Raw genomic sequence first — 16,261 nt, forward strand, 5'->3', positions numbered from 1 at the left:
AGTTAAATCAGTAAAATTTTTTTAGCTTCGGCCACATCGTGGACAATTTGCGCCTTTAGTTCTTCAAGCGAAGGAAAACGCATTTCATTTCTTATTTTCTTCTTGAAATGCACTTCGACATAGTTTCCATAAATATCGCGATTGAAATCGAATAAATGGGTCTCCAAAATCACCTTCGAATCGCCACCCACGGTCGGCCGGGTACCGACATTGGCGATGCCGGGAATTTCCCGCCCATCGATGCCGGTCATGATAACCGCGAATACGCCCTCGATCGGTGTGTTTTTGCGCGATAACTGAATGTTCGCGGTTGGAAACCCTATCGTGCGCCCTATCTTATCGCCATAGGCCACTCGACCACAAACCGAATAAGAACGCCCGAGCATGCCGGCGGCATAATCCAGGTCGCCTTCACCCAAGGCATCACGAATCATCGTACTACTGACCCGATGCCCATCTATTTGATAAGAAGGTGTATCTTCGACCTGAAAACCGAACTCACAGCCCTTTTCCTTCAACATCGCGAAATTACCGCGCCGCGCCTTGCCGAAATGAAAGTCGTCGCCGACCACGAGATATTTGACATTCAGCCGTTTCAGCAAAATATCTTCGATAAAATCCTCGGCCTCCAAATCGGCAAAGAAGCGATTAAAACGCAGTATCAATACTCGATCAATGGGAGATACCGAAAACTGAATGATTTTTTCCCGTAATCGAGTTAGACGCGACGGCGCATTGCTACCTTGAAAATATTCCAAAGGCTGGGGTTCGAATATCAAAGCGACCGACGGCAAGCCCATTTTCCGGCCTTGCCGTGCCAATTTGTCGATAACCGCCCGGTGACCTAAGTGCAACCCGTCGAAATTGCCTATCGTCAGCACACAACCTTTCGGCATAGGTTCAATGTGAGCCAATCCTCTTATCAATCGCATGAATACATCTTGCTGGAAAAACAGCAAATTCTAACATTATCCGGTCGCATGTGACCGACAAATTACACCCCAATCATAACAACAATTGCCGCGAATAAAATCCTCAACACAAAACACCAGCCGTTGCCGCCGGATCGAAAAACTCATCGGTAGCCGCATCGACTCCAAAAAGGCTGGCAATCAACATATCTCTAACGAAACCCAAAATATGCAAAAGCATCGTCATAACCTGACGATTATTGTTGTTTTAACAACCTACCTGCCCAAAACGACTATTTCTCGCATTATTAAAAATTGACAATAGTAGCGCTACGCAAGATAATATGCGGTCTTATTAACTCACCCTTTACGAATCGATACACTATGGCTAACACAGCACAAGCAAAGAAGCGGGCGCGACAAGCGGAAAAAAGCCGCATTCGTAACGCTGGACAACGCAGCAATCTGCGCACCTTCATCAAAAAAGTTCTGACTGCGGTCAACGCAGGCGACAAAGAAAAAGCGCAAGCCGCTTTTCAAACTGCGGTTCCCATCATCGATTCCGCAGCCAACAAAGGACTGATACATAAAAACAAAGCCGCACGCAGCAAAAGCAGATTAAACGCCAAAATTCGCGGACTTGCTTAATCGATAAAAAAGCCGAAAGCAACGCCCTTCGGCTTTTTACCCTTCCCCTTACATTACCACCATATTGTCACGATGAATCAATTCCTCATCGTCCGCATACCCGAGAATACGCTCAAATTCCGAACTTGGTCTTCCGACAACCTTTCTCACATCTTCCGCACTGTAATTAATTAAGCCTCGCGCAACCTCCATCCCTTGCGCACTCACGCAAGAAACCAATTCACCTCGCTGAAACCCGCCGATTACGTTTTTTACACCCACAGCCAACAAGCTTTTGCCTGCATCCCTTAAAACCTTTACCGCGCCGTCATCCAACTCCAAACGCCCCTTGACCTGCAGCTGCCCGGCCAACCAACGCTTTCTCGCCAATAACGGCCCAATACTCGGCACCATGTAAGTACCAACCGGCTTACCCGCCACGATTTCAGTAATCACATTCTCCGCCACACCAGCGGCGATCACTGTGGCTGCGCCGGAACGCGAAGCCAATCTTGCCGCTCGCACCTTGGTATACATCCCCCCTCGACCAAGCCCGCTCCGACTTTCGCCAGCCATGATATCGAGACTGACATCATTCACATTGATTTCCGAAACCAAACGCGCAGCAGGATCGACACTGGGATCTGCTGTAAACAACCCCTGCTGATCGGTCAAGATAATCAACAACTCGGCTTCAATCAGATTCGCCACCAAAGCACCTAATGTATCGTTATCGCCGAAACGAATCTCTTCGGTCGCCACCGCATCGTTCTCATTAATAACCGGCACGACACCGAATTTGAGCAGCGCCAACAACGTGCTTCTCGCATTTAAATAACGCCGCCGATCCGACAAGTCATCATGCGTCAACAAAACCTGCGCGGCATGCAATCCGTGTTGCTGAAAATTATTTTCAAAAACACGAACCAACCCCATTTGCCCCACCGAAGCCGCTGCCTGCAATTCATGCAATGTTTTCGGACGAATTCTCAAGCCTAAACGAGCCATACCCTCGGCTACCGCCCCCGAAGACACCAAAATCACTTCGATTCCGCGCGCACGCAAACTTGCCATTTGCTCAACCCAAGCCGCAATTGCCTCCTTGTTGAGACCTCTCCCACCAGCGGTCAATAAAGAACTACCGATCTTGACCACTACCCTTTTCGTTTTAGCAAAATCACTTCTGCTCACTGTCGCTCCGCCGCTCTTCCAAAAATCTCATGATCGCGAACATCAATTCACGCGTTCCTTCACCCCGCAAGGCCGAAACCTTGAACACGGGCCCTTGCCATTCCAATTCGTCGACAATAGCTTGGCAATGCTGCTCCACCGAATCGGATTCAAGCCTATCGATTTTATTCAGCACCAACCAACGCGGCTTATCGGCCAAATCATCGCTCCACGACTTAACTTCTTGCATGATCTTACGCGCCGAAGAGACCGGCGAATCCATCGACTCATAAGGCATCACATCGATCAAATGCAGCAATAACCCGGTGCGCGACAAGTGCTTTAAAAACTGCAAACCCAATCCGGCACCTTCGGCCGCACCCTCGATCACACCGGGAATATCGGCGATAACGAAACTGCGCAAATCATCGACCCTAACCACACCCAAATTCGGATGCAAGGTCGTAAACGGATAATCGGCGACTTTCGGACGAGCCGACGACACCGCCCGTATCAGACTGGATTTACCGGCATTGGGCAAACCCAAAAGCCCGACATCGGCAATCAAAGTCAACTCCAGCTTGAGCATCCGATGCTCGCCTGGCGTCCCTTTCGTCGCCTGCATCGGCGTACGATTAATGCTGCTCTTGAACCGCGTATTTCCCAGACCATGAAAACCGCCTTGCGCGACCAGCAAGCGCTCACCCGCCCTGACCAACTCACCTAAAACCTCACCGGTTTCAGCCTCAGTCACCAAGGTTCCGGGCGGCACAAGCACCAAGCAATCCTCACCTTTCTTACCGGTACAGTTGCGGGCCATGCCGTTTTGCCCTCGCTGCGCCCTATGCACCGACTGATAACGAAAATCGACCAAGGTATTGACGTTTTCGGCGGCTACCAAATAGACACTACCGCCATCGCCTCCGTCGCCACCATCCGGCCCGCCTTTCGGAATATATTTTTCACGGCGAAAACCGACGGCGCCATTACCGCCGTCACCCGCTTCAACCCGAATCACCGCTTCATCAACAAATTTCATCGCTTACACGCCGCATCTTCATCCGTTCACAAACAAAAAAGCCCCACCTTGAAGGGCGAGGCTTTTCATCAAACACTGCTTGCCGCGAATGCGGCGCAAGGTCTTATGCAGCAACAATACTGACAAACTTGCGTTTATTAGGTCCTTTGACCTGAAAAACGACCTTGCCCTCTGCCGTTGCAAATAAAGTATGATCTCTACCGCAGCTAACATTATCGCCCGCATGAAATTTAGTGCCGCGCTGACGCACGATAATATTTCCCGCTTTCACGACTTGGCCGCCGAACATTTTAACGCCCAAGCGTTTTGCATTGGAATCGCGACCGTTCCGAGTACTACCACCCGCTTTCTTATGAGCCATTACCTTACTCCCGAAATAATTTAAGCAGAAATGCCAGTAATCTGGACTTCTGTGAAATACTGACGATGCCCCATTTGCTTCATATGGTGCTTACGTCTTCTGAATTTAATGATCTTGACTTTTTTGTGTCTACCTTGAGACAACACAGTCGCTGTAACCTTGCCGCCTTCAACATAAGGCTGACCGACTTTTACAGCATCACCCGACTGAACCATCAGCACTTTATCGAATTCAACGCTATCGCCGGTTCCCAGCTCAAGCTTTTCTATTTTTAAGGTCGCACCCTCTTCAACCCGGTACTGTTTTCCACCTGTTTGAATTACCGCATACATCCGCGTCAGCTCCATCAAGCAACTATCTGTTAAAAGTAAACAGACAATTATATTTTTAAAAAAAAGTTACGTCAAACTTATATCCAACGAACTATTCGATTGCAACGCATAAAATAACACAACAAAGCTATTGACACCAATATACTTTATTCAATAGCATGGTCAGTTATCTTAGCCTTTACCCGAAAATATTTTTATTAATCGGATTTCACGGGCAGCACACCCGAAGCAAACTTTAATTGACATTTTTTGAGCACTCATCGACTCATGGCATCCCAAACCAACCTTAGCCCGAATACTAAGCAACATCCGGATTTCAACACCATCAAGGGCCTCACAACAGAGGAAACCAAAGCGGTCGACCAGCTCATTCTCGACGAGTTAAGCTCCGATGTCATTCTTATTAATCAAGTAGGCCATTATATTGTCGGCAACGGCGGCAAGCGCTTACGCCCGATGCTGCTATTATTAGCAGCCAAGGCGCTCGGCCCGATTCACAATCACCACCTCATTTTAGCCGCGGTCATTGAATTCATTCATACCGCAACCTTACTGCATGACGACGTGGTGGACGAATCGGAATTGCGACGCGGCAAGGAATCCGCCAACGCGGTTTGGGGCAATGCCGCCAGCGTTTTAGTAGGCGACTACCTGTATTCGAGCGCCTTTGAAATGATGGTGAGAACCAACAACATGCGCGTGATGGAGATCCTATCCAAAACCACGACCGCAATTGCCGAAGGCGAGGTATTGCAACTACTTAACTGCAACAATCCGGAGACCACCGAGGCCAAATATCTTGAGGTCATCTCGCGCAAAACCGCAATTTTATTCAGCGCCGCCACACGACTCGGCGCAGTAATTTCACAAAGCGGCCCGGAAATTGAAGACAACCTTGCACGATACGGCCAACATCTCGGCATCGCTTTTCAATTAATCGACGACGCCCTCGACTACAAAGCCACCAAGGAAGAACTCGGCAAGAATCTTGGCGATGACCTAGCCGAAGGCAAGCCCACACTACCGTTAATACACGCCATTCAGGTCGGCGCCCCTGAAGAAACGCAAATCATCATCGATGCGATCAAAACCGGCGACCGCGACGCCTTCCAAGAAGTCTATAACGTCGTACAAAAAACCCAAGCCATCGCTTACACCGAACAAAGAGCCCACGAAGAAGCCCAAAAAGCAATCGATGCGATAACCATTTTACCCGACTCGATCTACAAGACCGCCCTGATTGCTCTCGCCGAATTTTCGGTTCAGCGAAATTATTAACGGCCCACATCCAAACCCGGATTAACGCGGAATTGACCGGCATCCATGCCGTACTTTTTTAACTTTCCGTACACCGCTCTCGGCGTCAATTCCATCGCTGCAGCCACTTTCTTGACATCACCGCGATGCAGGCGTAAAGACGCTTGCAAAAAATTGCGCTCCGCATCCGCGACAATGCCTTCCTTGATGTCTCGCCAGTTATCGCCTACCGCAGCCTGAGAGGATAGCTCCAGATCAAGCTGCGTAATTTCGGAACCGGATGAAAACAAAACCGCACGCTCCAACACATTCTCCAACTCTCTGACATTACCGGGCCAATGATAAGCGCGAATCTTTTGCATCACGCCCCGACTAACCGAAAGCACCGTTTTATTATATTTTTCGCCCAGCCTTTTCAAGATAACCTGAACCAAATACGGTAAATCCTCCCCTCTTTGCGTCAATGGCGGAATAGATAACTTCACCACATTCAAGCGATAAAACAAATCTTTACGGAACAAACCTTGCTCGACACGCTCTTGTAAATCCTGATTTGTCGCGGAAATCAAACGCACATCGACCTCGATGGTTTTTTTACCCCCAACTCGCTCCAACTCCCCCTCTTGCACCACTCTTAGCAGACGAGTTTGTGCGCCCGCAGACAAGGAATCCACTTCATCCAGAAATAGTGTGCCGCCATCGGCGCGCTCAAAAACACCTTGCTGGATCTCCACCGCCCCGGTAAATGCCCCTTTTTCATGCCCGAACAACGCACTCTCGATTAAAGTATCGGGAATCGCACCGCAATTAATTGCCATGAAAGCTTGACCGCTGCGCCAACTCATCGCATGAATAGCGCGCGCAACCAATTCCTTACCAACCCCGGTTTCTCCTTGAATCAACACCGTCGCAACTGTCGGAGCAATTTTTTCAATCGCCTGCAATATTTTTTGCATTACCGGAGACTTCGCCACTATAACGGGCGGCTGCTTTTTAGTGGGTCTTGGCGATTTCAACCGCCATATTTTTTGCATGCTCTCTTCAATTCGAGAATGCAGATCGGTCATATTACCCGCATCCTCCTCACTATTTCTGTAACCGTATTCAAGCCCAGGGCGTCCTTTTGCCTCTTCCTCATTCAGATATACCGACACATCGCAGCCGCCGCCCCCACGAGCGATGCTCTTAGCGATTTCCACCTTGGCAAAACCGAAGTTTCTGGCCGCAATCCCGCCGAAAACACTAGAGGTCATTCGGCATAATTCCGGAAAATGCGTCACACCCTCTCCAAAAGGACAGCAACTATTTTTAACCCTGATACATTGATTATTCGCCGAATCCAGAGAAAACCCACCGCCGATTTTATTTTTTAACCCAACAACTAAATCGATATAACTTTCCATATTTAAATCTCCATCAATGCTGCGCTCTTCTCGATAAGTTTCTTCAAAAAACCTTCCTGCAGTTCGGGCGATGTATTCGATGAGCTCTTCGCTATGCGTCTTGCCTTGCTGCTCGGCCGCATGCATCAACTCCAACACAAATGTCTGTAAAAAAAAAGTCGGCGTTAAATCGGAAAACGAAGCCTCATTCATGCAACCCCCTTGTGAAATTTAATTTCATAAATTGAAACATAATTTCATAAAAAACACTACCACAACACCTAATCTATTGTTAATAAATATGTTTTTATTGTTAAGTTTATTGGCATAAAGAATGCTTTATTGAGGGGGCTACCTATAAAAAGAGGATTTAAAACCATGACCCAAGACAGACCCCCTTTAGACCCACATCCGCTTAGCGAATATGTTGCGTGGGCCGGCAGTCGAAATCGAGACCCGCTACTAGGCGTATTAAAAGAAAAACTACCGAAAGACCCGAGCCGCGTTCTCGAAATGGCCAGCGGCAGCGGCATGCACATCAATTATTTCGCACCGCATTTCGACCACTTGCATTTTCACCCGTCGGACAAAGACATTGAAGTCTTCAATAACATCAAAAAATTATCCATGGAGCACGACAACGATAACATCGCCGACCCCGCACACCTTGATCTAACCGACCCTGAAACCTGGTTCAATCCCGGCCCTCCGAATAGCTTTTCGGCCATTTTTTGCATAAACATTTTTCAAGTTGCGCCAATAACAATTGCCGATGGTATGATGGAGTGCGCGTCGCATCTTTTGACTGACGAAGGCATTCTGCTGATTTACGGCCCTTTTAAAGTCGAAGACTCATTTACGACCGATAGCAACAAAGAGTTTCATGAAACACTGAGCTCTGCCGGCGTTCCTGAATGGGGCTTAAAAGATGTGGCCGACCTCAGAAAAGCGGCCGAAAGACACGGCATGGAACTAAAAGAACAAATCGATATGCCGGCCAATAACTTTTCTTTAATATTCGGTAAAATTAATTAGACGCACAAATTACCACGCGTCACCAACAATAATAATGAGGAGAAACACATGAGCAATGTATTGAATGAAGTGTTACTTGCCAACCGCGAATACGCTAATAGTTTCGACAAAGGCGATCTGCCGATGCCGCCAGGACGCCGTTTTGCAATCCTAACTTGCATGGACGCTCGTCTCGATCCCGCCAAATACGCCGGTCTTTCCGAGGGTGACGCTCACGTCATCCGCAATGCCGGTGGACGCGCCAGTGACGACGCAATCCGTTCGCTTGTCATTTCCTACAAACTCTTGGGCACCCGAGAATGGTTCGTGATCCATCATACCGACTGCGGCATGGAAACCTTCACGAATGAAATCATGGGCGATTTATTATCTAGCAGTTTAAAAACCGCCTCGGTCGATGCCGATGGCTGGCATGACAGTTGCGAAGGCCCCGGTTGCACCGACGGCAAATACATCAACTGGCTGACCATCAAGGATCAGGCGCAAAGCGTGACCGAGGACGTGATGCGCATCAGAAACAATCCGTTAGTACCGTCCGATATTCCGATTTACGGTTATATCTATGATGTTAAAAACGGTAAATTAATCGAAGTTCCCGAAGCGACTGCGGCGGGACGCGCTTAAAGATGCAGCAGCCATGTTCAGCCGTAGTCATTGGGGTAGGTCCGGAACAAGGACTGGGCGCCACACTCGCCAAATGTTTTTCGTCCAAAGGTTTGCACGTTTTTATTGCAGGTCGAAGTGAAGATAAGCTGCTACATGTGGCCAAAACCATTCGCCAACAAGGCGGATCGGCCACCTTAGTCGTCGCCGATGCAACGGTTGAACACGACATCGTGCATCTTTTCGAAACGATAGCCTTACAGGATTATCCACTCGAAATTGCCGCATACAATGTGGACAGCAATATTCGCAGCCCGCTATTGGAAACCGAAACCGAAACATTCTCTCGATTGTGGCAGCAAAATTGTTTGGGTGGATTTTTATTCGGCAAGGAAGCCGTCTCTTTAATGCTTAAACAGGGCAAAGGCACGCTGTTTTTTACAGGCGCCACCGCTTCGCTGAGAGCAAAACCGCCGTTTACCGCTTTCTCTTCCGCCAAAGCCGGACTCAGAGCCTTGGCGCAAGGCATGGCGCGAGAATTCTCGCCACGCGGCATTCATGTCGTGCATACGATTCTCGACGGCGTGATCGATGGAGAACGAGCCAGAACGCAATTCCCCGAGTTTGTCGCACAAAAGGGCCCGGAAGGCTTGATGCAACTCGATGCAATCGCCGACACCTATTGGGCGATGCACCAACAACACCCGAGCGCCTGGACGCACGAACTCGATTTGCGACCTTTTAAAGAATCTTTTTGACAGAACGTTATGAACCAGACCGACAAAACGTGGCATTTAAAAGGCGGCTACTTCGAAGCTTGTAACTGCGAAACTGCCTGCCCTTGCATATGGCTGAAACCTCCTAGCGAAGGCACCTGTAAATTACTGGTCGCTTGGCATATCGAAACAGGCCATTACCAACAGATTTCGCTTGACAATCTTAATGTAGTCCTGGCCTGCTATTCGCCAGGGACGATGATCGAAGGCAACTGGCAAGCCGCGCTCTATATCGACGACCGCGCCGACGACGACCAAGCCAACGCGATTACCGAAATCTTCGGCGGCCGCGCGGGCGGACATCCGCAAATTTTGATGAGTTTAGTGAGTGAAGTTCTCGGCATCGAAAAAACGCCGATACATTATTCGTCCGAAAACAACCAACGCCGCCTGAGCATTCCGGGCATCGCCGAAGCCGAAATCGAAAGCATTCAAGGCATATCCGGCGGCGAATCGGCAATCAGCAATCCGCCCCTGTGCGTGGTTCCTTCACATGCCTCGATCGTCGCCCGCTCCAAACATTACCGTTACAAAGATTACCAATACGACTGGACCTTCTCGGAACGCAACGGCTTTTACTCCGAATTCGAATACCGCCCCTAAGTCGTGACCCGAACCCAAAACACGCTGTTCGCGGCCTTACTGGCCGTCAATCTAATGGCATGGGCCGGGGTATTCTGGCAATACCGTTACATGACCGAAACGCAGATGGCGGAAATGTGGATGCCGCCCTCCGCGGCTTCGGCATGGTCGACCTTCGATTTCGGCATCGTCTTCTTGATGTGGGCCGTCATGATGATCGCGATGATGCTTCCTTCCGCATTTCCGACCGTGCTGGCATTTGCCACCATTTGCCGCAGACGAGGTCAAAACCTTTTTCGTTTATCCTCGTTGTTCGTGCTCGGCTATTTGAGCATCTGGGTTTTATTCAGCATTGTTTTAGCTCTATTGCAGTGGCAAATGCACGGACTGCTCTGGCTGTCTCCGATGATGAACAACAACAATCGGGCTCTCGCAATTGCTATACTAACGCTGGCCGGCGCCTATCAGTTTTCTCCGACTAAAAATGCTTGCCTAAGTTATTGCCAAAGCCCGGTAGGATTTTTAATGAACCGATGGCGCGATGGAGCAATGGGCGCTTATCGAATGGGGACACAACATGGAGTTGTTTGTTTGGGCTGTTGTTGGGCCGAAATGCTCGTGATGTTTTCGGTTGGCCTGATGAACATTACCGGCATGCTGGTATTAACCTTGATCATAACGCTCGAAAAATTGAGTCCATTCAATGCCGCAACTAGCGCAAGAATTGGTGGACTTCTATTTTTCGCTTGGGCGGGCGTAGTCATGTTTAGCGGCTAACGCTCGCCAAACGAGAAAAAAAGACACGTCCTTGAATTTGATTTCGGAACGGTCACTCGATTTTGCTCTAAAACCGGCCTGCCCCGGGCCGGCCTAGACAAACTACTCCCTTTTGATTGAAAGACCGTCTAAGAATAAAAGGTATGGGATATGTCTATCGAGGACCGCCGTAAACCCATCCATGGGGGCTTGACGGCAGCTAAGCGCCAAGGATGGCGTGAATGCAGATTTTGCAGGAGCAAAAATCTGTCCCTGCTGCCGACATCCTCGCTAGCCACAGCCCATACCTTCTAAAGTTATCTAATTTTTGACTATAAAGGGAGTAAACTTCGCGCGTTCATGTTTTCGGCTTTTATGGCAATGTTATTTTGTTCGTTAGCAAGGCGCGAAAACAGACGTTAATAAACGATGAAACTGTTTCCGCAAAGCTTTTCCGCGCTTACACCTATGCCTTTTACTGCGTAGTTTGACAGGCACCCTGGTATCGAATTTTGATCGGCAATGGTTAAATAAGGCAGATACATCGACAATCGATTTTCCCGAACCGAGAAGGTGAGAAATATACCTTTTGCACTTCAAAATTCGGCAGCGCCTAAGGAGGCGCCGGGGTGCTCGGCCCCTCACCTAGCGCTAGGTGAGGGGCAACATGGAGCTGGCATAGATCCTACATGGACGTATTCACCCAGCACCTAAATTCCACAACCCATTGGCTAGGATTAATTGCCTTGGATAAGTTAGGTGCTGGGTTCACGGCGTCCTTTGACGGGCACCCCGGCGCCGAATTTTGATCTCCGATGAGTATAACAGGGGGGCAGCAATGAATGCTGCCGCCTAAATATCAACCTGAAATAAAAAAAGACTTATCCGGCGACGTCTTTCGCGCTATAAAACGATCGACTATGTCGGCGTAACCAATGTCTGCGCGGAACGCATAAATGAAATCGGCGCTTCGTTTTCGTCATCAAAGGTCACCATCTCCCAAGCATCACGATCTTTAAGCAGCGCACGTAACAACATGTTATTCAATCCGTGCCCGGATTTATAGCCAATAAACTCGCCGATTAAACTGTGGCCAAGTAAATATAGATCACCGATCGCATCGAGAATTTTATGTTTAACGAATTCATCGGCATAACGCAGGCCATCTTCATTGAGGATTTTGTCGTCGTCGACCACGATGGCATTGTCGAGACTGCCGCCCAAAGCCAAGTTATTTTGCCTGAGCATATCGATATCTTTCATGAAACCGAAAGTTCTAGCTCGACTGACTTCCTTGACGAAAGTGGTCGATGAAAAATCCATCACTGCCGTTTTCAAATGATCTTTGAATGCTGGATGTTCGAAATCTATCGTAAAGGTTACTTTGAAACCGTTGAAAGGCTCGAAAGCCGCCCATTTATCGTCTTCCTCGACCCGAATCGGTCGCTTGATACGAATATATTGCTTCGGGCTATCTTGCTCTTCGACGCCGGCGGATTGAAGTAAGAAAACGAAAGGCCCTGCGCTTCCGTCCATAATCGGCACCTCGGCAGCACTAAGATCTATGATGGCATTATCGATGCCGAGCCCGGCGAATGCCGATAATAGATGTTCTATTGTCGATATCTTAATATTATTTTGTACGAGTGTGGTCGACAAGGTCGTTTCGCCGACATTTTCGGGTGTGGCATCGATTGTGACCGGCTCTTCTAAATCCACTCTACGGAACCGAATGCCCGTATTCGGCTCTGCCGGGCGCAAAGTCAAATAAACTTTATCGCCGGTGTGCAGACCAACACCCGTCGCCCGAATAGTATTTTTTAACGTACGCTGTTTTATCATAATCAGTAATGCCAAATAAATGGGGCAAAGCGCCGAATTTTAACACAATTTGATACTGTTTTAAGTAATAAAGCTAGGCATACTTCACACGGCCATATCTACGACTTTTATATTACTCATCGTAAATCAAAATTCGACTCCGGGATGACCGTCAAACGCCCAGCACCTAAATCCCATAGGTTATTGGCAATGATCCAAAATCATGGCTTATTAGGTGCTGAATAAATTATCCAAGATAGTCACGTTCCGGTTTCCTTTGTCTCCCCGTGAAAAACTCTACCTTGGTCGCAGTGAAATCGGTATGCGCTCCCACGCTTTAACGTAGGACCGCATACCGGAGTTTGAAGTGCAAAAGGTGTAGATACCCATTCTGCCCACCGGTTCCCGATTAATCGGCTTGCCGTCTCAAAAACGCTGGAATATCCAAATAGTCCATGTCGACGTCTTTTTTCGGCTGCGCACCGAAACGTGTGTTACGCGGCTCCGGTCGGTTTTGGCGAATCACGGTTGGCTTCTCAAAGTTGGTATAGTCATTATCCACAGCAGCTTGTTTGACCGCTAGTTTGATCGGCGCCGCGACTGCTGCAGGTTGCGAGCCCATGCCGGTCGCGACAACGGTCACCTTGATTTCATCGCCTAGACTTGGGTCGATCGCGGTACCGATTTTGATAATGGCGTCCTCTGCTCCAAACTCATGGACGATATTACCAACTTCATCGAATTCGGAAATCATCATATCGGCGGCACTGATGTTAACTAAGATACCGCGCGCGCCTTGTAGATTGATGTCTTCCAATAATGGACAGGCAATGGCTTTTTCCGCTGCTTCTCTCGCTCTGTTTTCGCCGGATGCGGAACCGGTGCCCATTATAGCGGCTCCCATTCCCGACATCACGGTTCTAACATCGGCAAAATCAACATTGATCATACCCGGATGGGTAATCAATTCAGTAATGCCTTGGACCGCATCTAATAGCACATTGTTGGCGGCACTGAAGGCGCTCATCAACGAAATATTGTTACCCAATACCGGCAGTAATTTTTGATTCGGGATCGTTATCAAGGAGTCGACATATTTTTCCAATGCGACAATACCCTGTTCGGCGACCGCCATTTTCTTTTTGCCTTCAAAGTGAAACGGCTTGGTCACGACCGCCACGGTTAAAATCCCCAAGTCTTTGGCGATCTCGGCAATAATCGGAATCGCGCCGGTCCCGGTTCCGCCACCCATGCCGGCTGTCAAGAACACCATGTCGGCACCTTGTATGACTTCACGAACTCTATCTCGATTTTCTTCGGCGGCTTGCTGACCCACATTTGGATCGGTTCCGGCGCCCAAACCTTTTGTTAATTCCGCGCCTAATTGAATGATTGTATCGACATTGAGCTTCTTCAATGCTTGAGCATCCGTGTTGGCACAAATAAATTGCACGCCGTCGATCTGTTTTTCAACCATATGGTTGACCGCGTTTCCGCCGCCACCGCCGACCCCAATGACTTTTATCACGGCATTTTCAGCGCCGACATCCAACAACTCGTATTTCATTTCGATTCCCCTTACAAAATCACAATTTTTTGTTCTTAAAAATTACCCTGAAACCATTTCTTTATCTTGCCGATGAACCCGGTGTTTTCGACATCGAGCCCTTCAAAACTTCCTCTATGTTCTTTCCCATAGAGCAACAATCCAACCCCTGTGGAATGGATAGGGTTTTTCACCGCATCGGTCAATCCCGATACATGTTGTGGCACCCCCATGCGAACTGGCATATGAAATATCTCCTCGGCCAACTCTATCAATCCCGTTACTTTCGAGCTTCCTCCCGTCACCACGATTCCCGCGGCTATCATTTCTTCGTATCCGCTACGTCTTAATTCCGCTTGCACCAGCAGCATCAATTCTTCATATCGCGGTTCGATAATTTCCGCCAGATTTTGCACCGATATTTTACGCGGAGCTCGATCTCCGATACTCGGCACTTCGATCAATTGTTCGGTATTGGCTAATTGTGTCAATGCGCAAGCATATTTCTGCTTGATTTGTTCGGCATTTTGCGTCGGCGTTCTAAGAGCTACCGCGATATCGTTAGTCACCTGATCACCAGCTATCGGTATCACGGCCGTATGCTTGATTGCACCGTTAGCGAATACCGCGATATCGGTCGTGCCGCCTCCGATATCGATCAAACAAACCCCTAAATCCTTTTCATCTTCGGTTAGCACCGAATTACAAGACGCCAGCTGCTCCAAAACGATATCGTCGACTTCGAGTCCGCAACGGCGTATGCATTTGATTATGTTTTGCGCGGCGCTGGCGCTGCCGGTCACCATATGGACTTTCGCTTCGAGACGAATACCCGACATACCGATCGGCTCCTTGATACCGTCTTGCAGATCGATCACAAATTCTTGCGGCAAAATATGCAAAATTTTCTGATCGGCCGGGATCGCAACCGCTCGTGCCGAATCTATCACTCGATCGATATCGTATTGCGTCACTTCCTTTTCCTTTATCGCAACGATACCGTGCGAATTGAGGCTGCGAATATGGCCGCCGGCGATTCCGGCGAATACCGAGGTAATTTGGCAACCGGCCATCAGCTCAGCTTCCTCGACAGCTCGTCTAATCGATTGCACGGTCGACTCCAGATTGACCACGACGCCTTTTTTCAAACCTCTTGAAGTCGTACATCCGATACCGATGACTTCCATTTCGCCGCCGTCCGTATATTCGCCGACAATAGCCGCGACTTTGGAAGTTCCTATATCGAGCCCGACTACTACATTTCGATCTGATTTTTTTGCCATTATATAAACTCTTACAACGCTCTTATCTTCGTCTGTTAGGACTGTCGCCGCTCGGCGGCCATTTTTTTCCAGTCAATTGCTTTAGCTTCCGGCTTCCACAACACGGTATATCCGTTTGGATATCTTAAATCGACTTTGGCCATCGCATCGATTTGCTCCGGCTCAAACAATTGCAGTGTTTTCAAAAATCGCTGAAAACTTTTAAGTTGCTCCTTCCTGCCCAGCAAAACCTCCGTTCCATTACTCAACAGAATCCGCCATGATCGCCTTTCATCAATAACGAATTCACTTAACCCTAAGGCCCGATCGGCTAACGTTATGCTGATGCCTTTCATAATCTCCAGTACTTTTTGCTGCTGTCCGGAAGGCCCCACCAACATCGGTAAATGATCGAAGCGGTCGACATTCGCCGGGATAAACACCTCTCCACGAGCATTGAGTAAGCCGACCTTCCCCCAGCGCGCTACAGCTGCCTGCTCATATACTTTTATATCAATCGCATCGGGCCAAACTCTTTTGACGCTGACTTTATCGACCCAAGGCATTTGTTCGACCGCTTCCTTGATCGCCTCGATATCGGCGGAAAAAAAACCCGTCTTTACCAGAGGCAACAATATTTCCTTCACTTCGCTTTTGCTAATATATTGAAAAACCCCTTCCGTCCTAACGTATTTGATGGCGGTAGCATGCGCTTCGTAATTCTTTAGACTGCCCCAAACGACCCACATAATTCCTATCAGTATCACGATACTCGCTATAATTCCGGAACCTCGCATGATT

General features: G+C 48.6%; 17 protein-coding genes. 7 read left to right on the forward strand and 10 right to left on the reverse strand.

Annotation, left to right across the window (positions count from 1 at the left end; all coding sequences use genetic code 11):
- Nucleotides 1-2 precede the first annotated feature (2 nt).
- Nucleotides 3-932 (reverse strand): bifunctional riboflavin kinase/FAD synthetase, encoded by a 930-nt coding sequence (gene ribF, locus WJM45_RS18695; protein ID WP_341326534.1) that lies wholly within the window; start codon nt 930-932, stop codon nt 3-5.
- 363 nt (nt 933-1,295) lie between these two features.
- Between ribF and rpsT the strand changes: the two genes are divergently transcribed.
- Nucleotides 1,296-1,559: a 30S ribosomal protein S20 gene (gene rpsT, locus WJM45_RS18700; RefSeq protein WP_341326535.1), complete on the forward strand. Its 264-nt coding sequence runs from the start codon at nt 1,296-1,298 to the stop codon at nt 1,557-1,559.
- Between the two features lie 48 nt (nt 1,560-1,607).
- On the opposite strand, the gene proB is transcribed toward rpsT, so the two are convergent.
- From proB to rplU, 4 genes are all read right to left on the reverse strand, one after another.
- Nucleotides 1,608-2,729: a glutamate 5-kinase gene (gene proB / locus WJM45_RS18705; RefSeq protein ID WP_341326536.1), complete on the reverse strand. Its 1,122-nt coding sequence runs from the start codon at nt 2,727-2,729 to the stop codon at nt 1,608-1,610.
- Complete coding sequence (gene cgtA, locus WJM45_RS18710) at nt 2,716-3,747, reverse strand: Obg family GTPase CgtA (RefSeq protein WP_341326537.1); 1,032 nt, start codon at nt 3,745-3,747, stop codon at nt 2,716-2,718. The genes proB and cgtA overlap by 14 nt, the downstream gene beginning before the upstream one ends.
- A gap of 103 nt (nt 3,748-3,850) precedes the next feature.
- Complete coding sequence (gene rpmA / locus WJM45_RS18715; RefSeq protein ID WP_341326538.1) at nt 3,851-4,108, reverse strand: 50S ribosomal protein L27; 258 nt, start codon at nt 4,106-4,108, stop codon at nt 3,851-3,853.
- 20 nt (nt 4,109-4,128) lie between these two features.
- Nucleotides 4,129-4,440 carry a 50S ribosomal protein L21 gene (gene rplU / locus WJM45_RS18720; RefSeq protein WP_125220723.1) on the reverse strand — a complete coding sequence of 104 codons (312 nt, stop codon included), beginning with the start codon at nt 4,438-4,440 and terminating at the stop codon, nt 4,129-4,131.
- A 267-nt stretch (nt 4,441-4,707) separates the two neighbouring features.
- Here rplU and ispB point away from each other — a divergent pair, with 267 nt between their 5' ends.
- Nucleotides 4,708-5,718, forward strand: a complete 1,011-nt coding sequence (gene ispB, locus WJM45_RS18725) for an octaprenyl diphosphate synthase (RefSeq protein ID WP_341326539.1) — start codon at nt 4,708-4,710, stop codon at nt 5,716-5,718.
- Here ispB and WJM45_RS18730 read toward each other — a convergent pair.
- Complete coding sequence (locus WJM45_RS18730; protein WP_341326540.1) at nt 5,715-7,292, reverse strand: sigma 54-interacting transcriptional regulator; 1,578 nt, start codon at nt 7,290-7,292, stop codon at nt 5,715-5,717. The two genes, ispB and WJM45_RS18730, sit on opposite strands and share 4 nt — an antisense overlap.
- 165 nt (nt 7,293-7,457) lie before the next feature.
- On the opposite strand from WJM45_RS18730, the gene WJM45_RS18735 reads away from it, so the two are divergent.
- From WJM45_RS18735 to WJM45_RS18755, 5 genes are read left to right on the forward strand one after another with little or no spacing between them, the layout of a single operon-like run.
- Entirely contained in the window at nt 7,458-8,114 is a 657-nt protein-coding gene (locus WJM45_RS18735; RefSeq protein WP_341326541.1) for a DUF938 domain-containing protein, read from the forward strand.
- A 48-nt stretch (nt 8,115-8,162) separates the two neighbouring features.
- A complete protein-coding gene (locus WJM45_RS18740; protein ID WP_341326542.1) occupies nt 8,163-8,738 on the forward strand; it encodes a carbonic anhydrase in 576 nt (191 codons plus the stop codon).
- Between the two features lie 2 nt (nt 8,739-8,740).
- Complete coding sequence (locus WJM45_RS18745) at nt 8,741-9,475, forward strand: SDR family NAD(P)-dependent oxidoreductase (RefSeq protein ID WP_341326543.1); 735 nt, start codon at nt 8,741-8,743, stop codon at nt 9,473-9,475.
- 9 nt (nt 9,476-9,484) lie between these two features.
- Complete coding sequence (locus WJM45_RS18750; RefSeq protein WP_341326544.1) at nt 9,485-10,096, forward strand: DUF1326 domain-containing protein; 612 nt, start codon at nt 9,485-9,487, stop codon at nt 10,094-10,096.
- Nucleotides 10,097-10,099: 3 nt separating this feature from the next.
- Nucleotides 10,100-10,852 (forward strand): DUF2182 domain-containing protein, encoded by a 753-nt coding sequence (locus tag WJM45_RS18755; protein WP_341326545.1) that lies wholly within the window; start codon nt 10,100-10,102, stop codon nt 10,850-10,852.
- An 897-nt stretch (nt 10,853-11,749) separates the two neighbouring features.
- On the opposite strand, the gene lpxC is transcribed toward WJM45_RS18755, so the two are convergent.
- From lpxC to WJM45_RS18775, 4 genes are all read right to left on the reverse strand, one after another.
- A complete protein-coding gene (gene lpxC / locus WJM45_RS18760) occupies nt 11,750-12,673 on the reverse strand; it encodes a UDP-3-O-acyl-N-acetylglucosamine deacetylase (protein WP_341326546.1) in 924 nt (307 codons plus the stop codon).
- A gap of 388 nt (nt 12,674-13,061) precedes the next feature.
- Complete coding sequence (ftsZ, locus tag WJM45_RS18765) at nt 13,062-14,219, reverse strand: cell division protein FtsZ (protein WP_341326547.1); 1,158 nt, start codon at nt 14,217-14,219, stop codon at nt 13,062-13,064.
- A gap of 35 nt (nt 14,220-14,254) precedes the next feature.
- Complete coding sequence (gene ftsA / locus WJM45_RS18770) at nt 14,255-15,481, reverse strand: cell division protein FtsA (protein WP_341326548.1); 1,227 nt, start codon at nt 15,479-15,481, stop codon at nt 14,255-14,257.
- Between the two features lie 35 nt (nt 15,482-15,516).
- Nucleotides 15,517-16,257, reverse strand: a complete 741-nt coding sequence (locus WJM45_RS18775; RefSeq protein ID WP_341326549.1) for a cell division protein FtsQ/DivIB — start codon at nt 16,255-16,257, stop codon at nt 15,517-15,519.
- Nucleotides 16,258-16,261 lie beyond the last annotated feature (4 nt).

The sequence above is a fragment of the Methylotuvimicrobium sp. KM2 genome (genome assembly GCF_038051925.1).
In the GTDB taxonomy this organism is placed as follows: Bacteria; Pseudomonadota; Gammaproteobacteria; order Methylococcales; family Methylomonadaceae; genus Methylotuvimicrobium.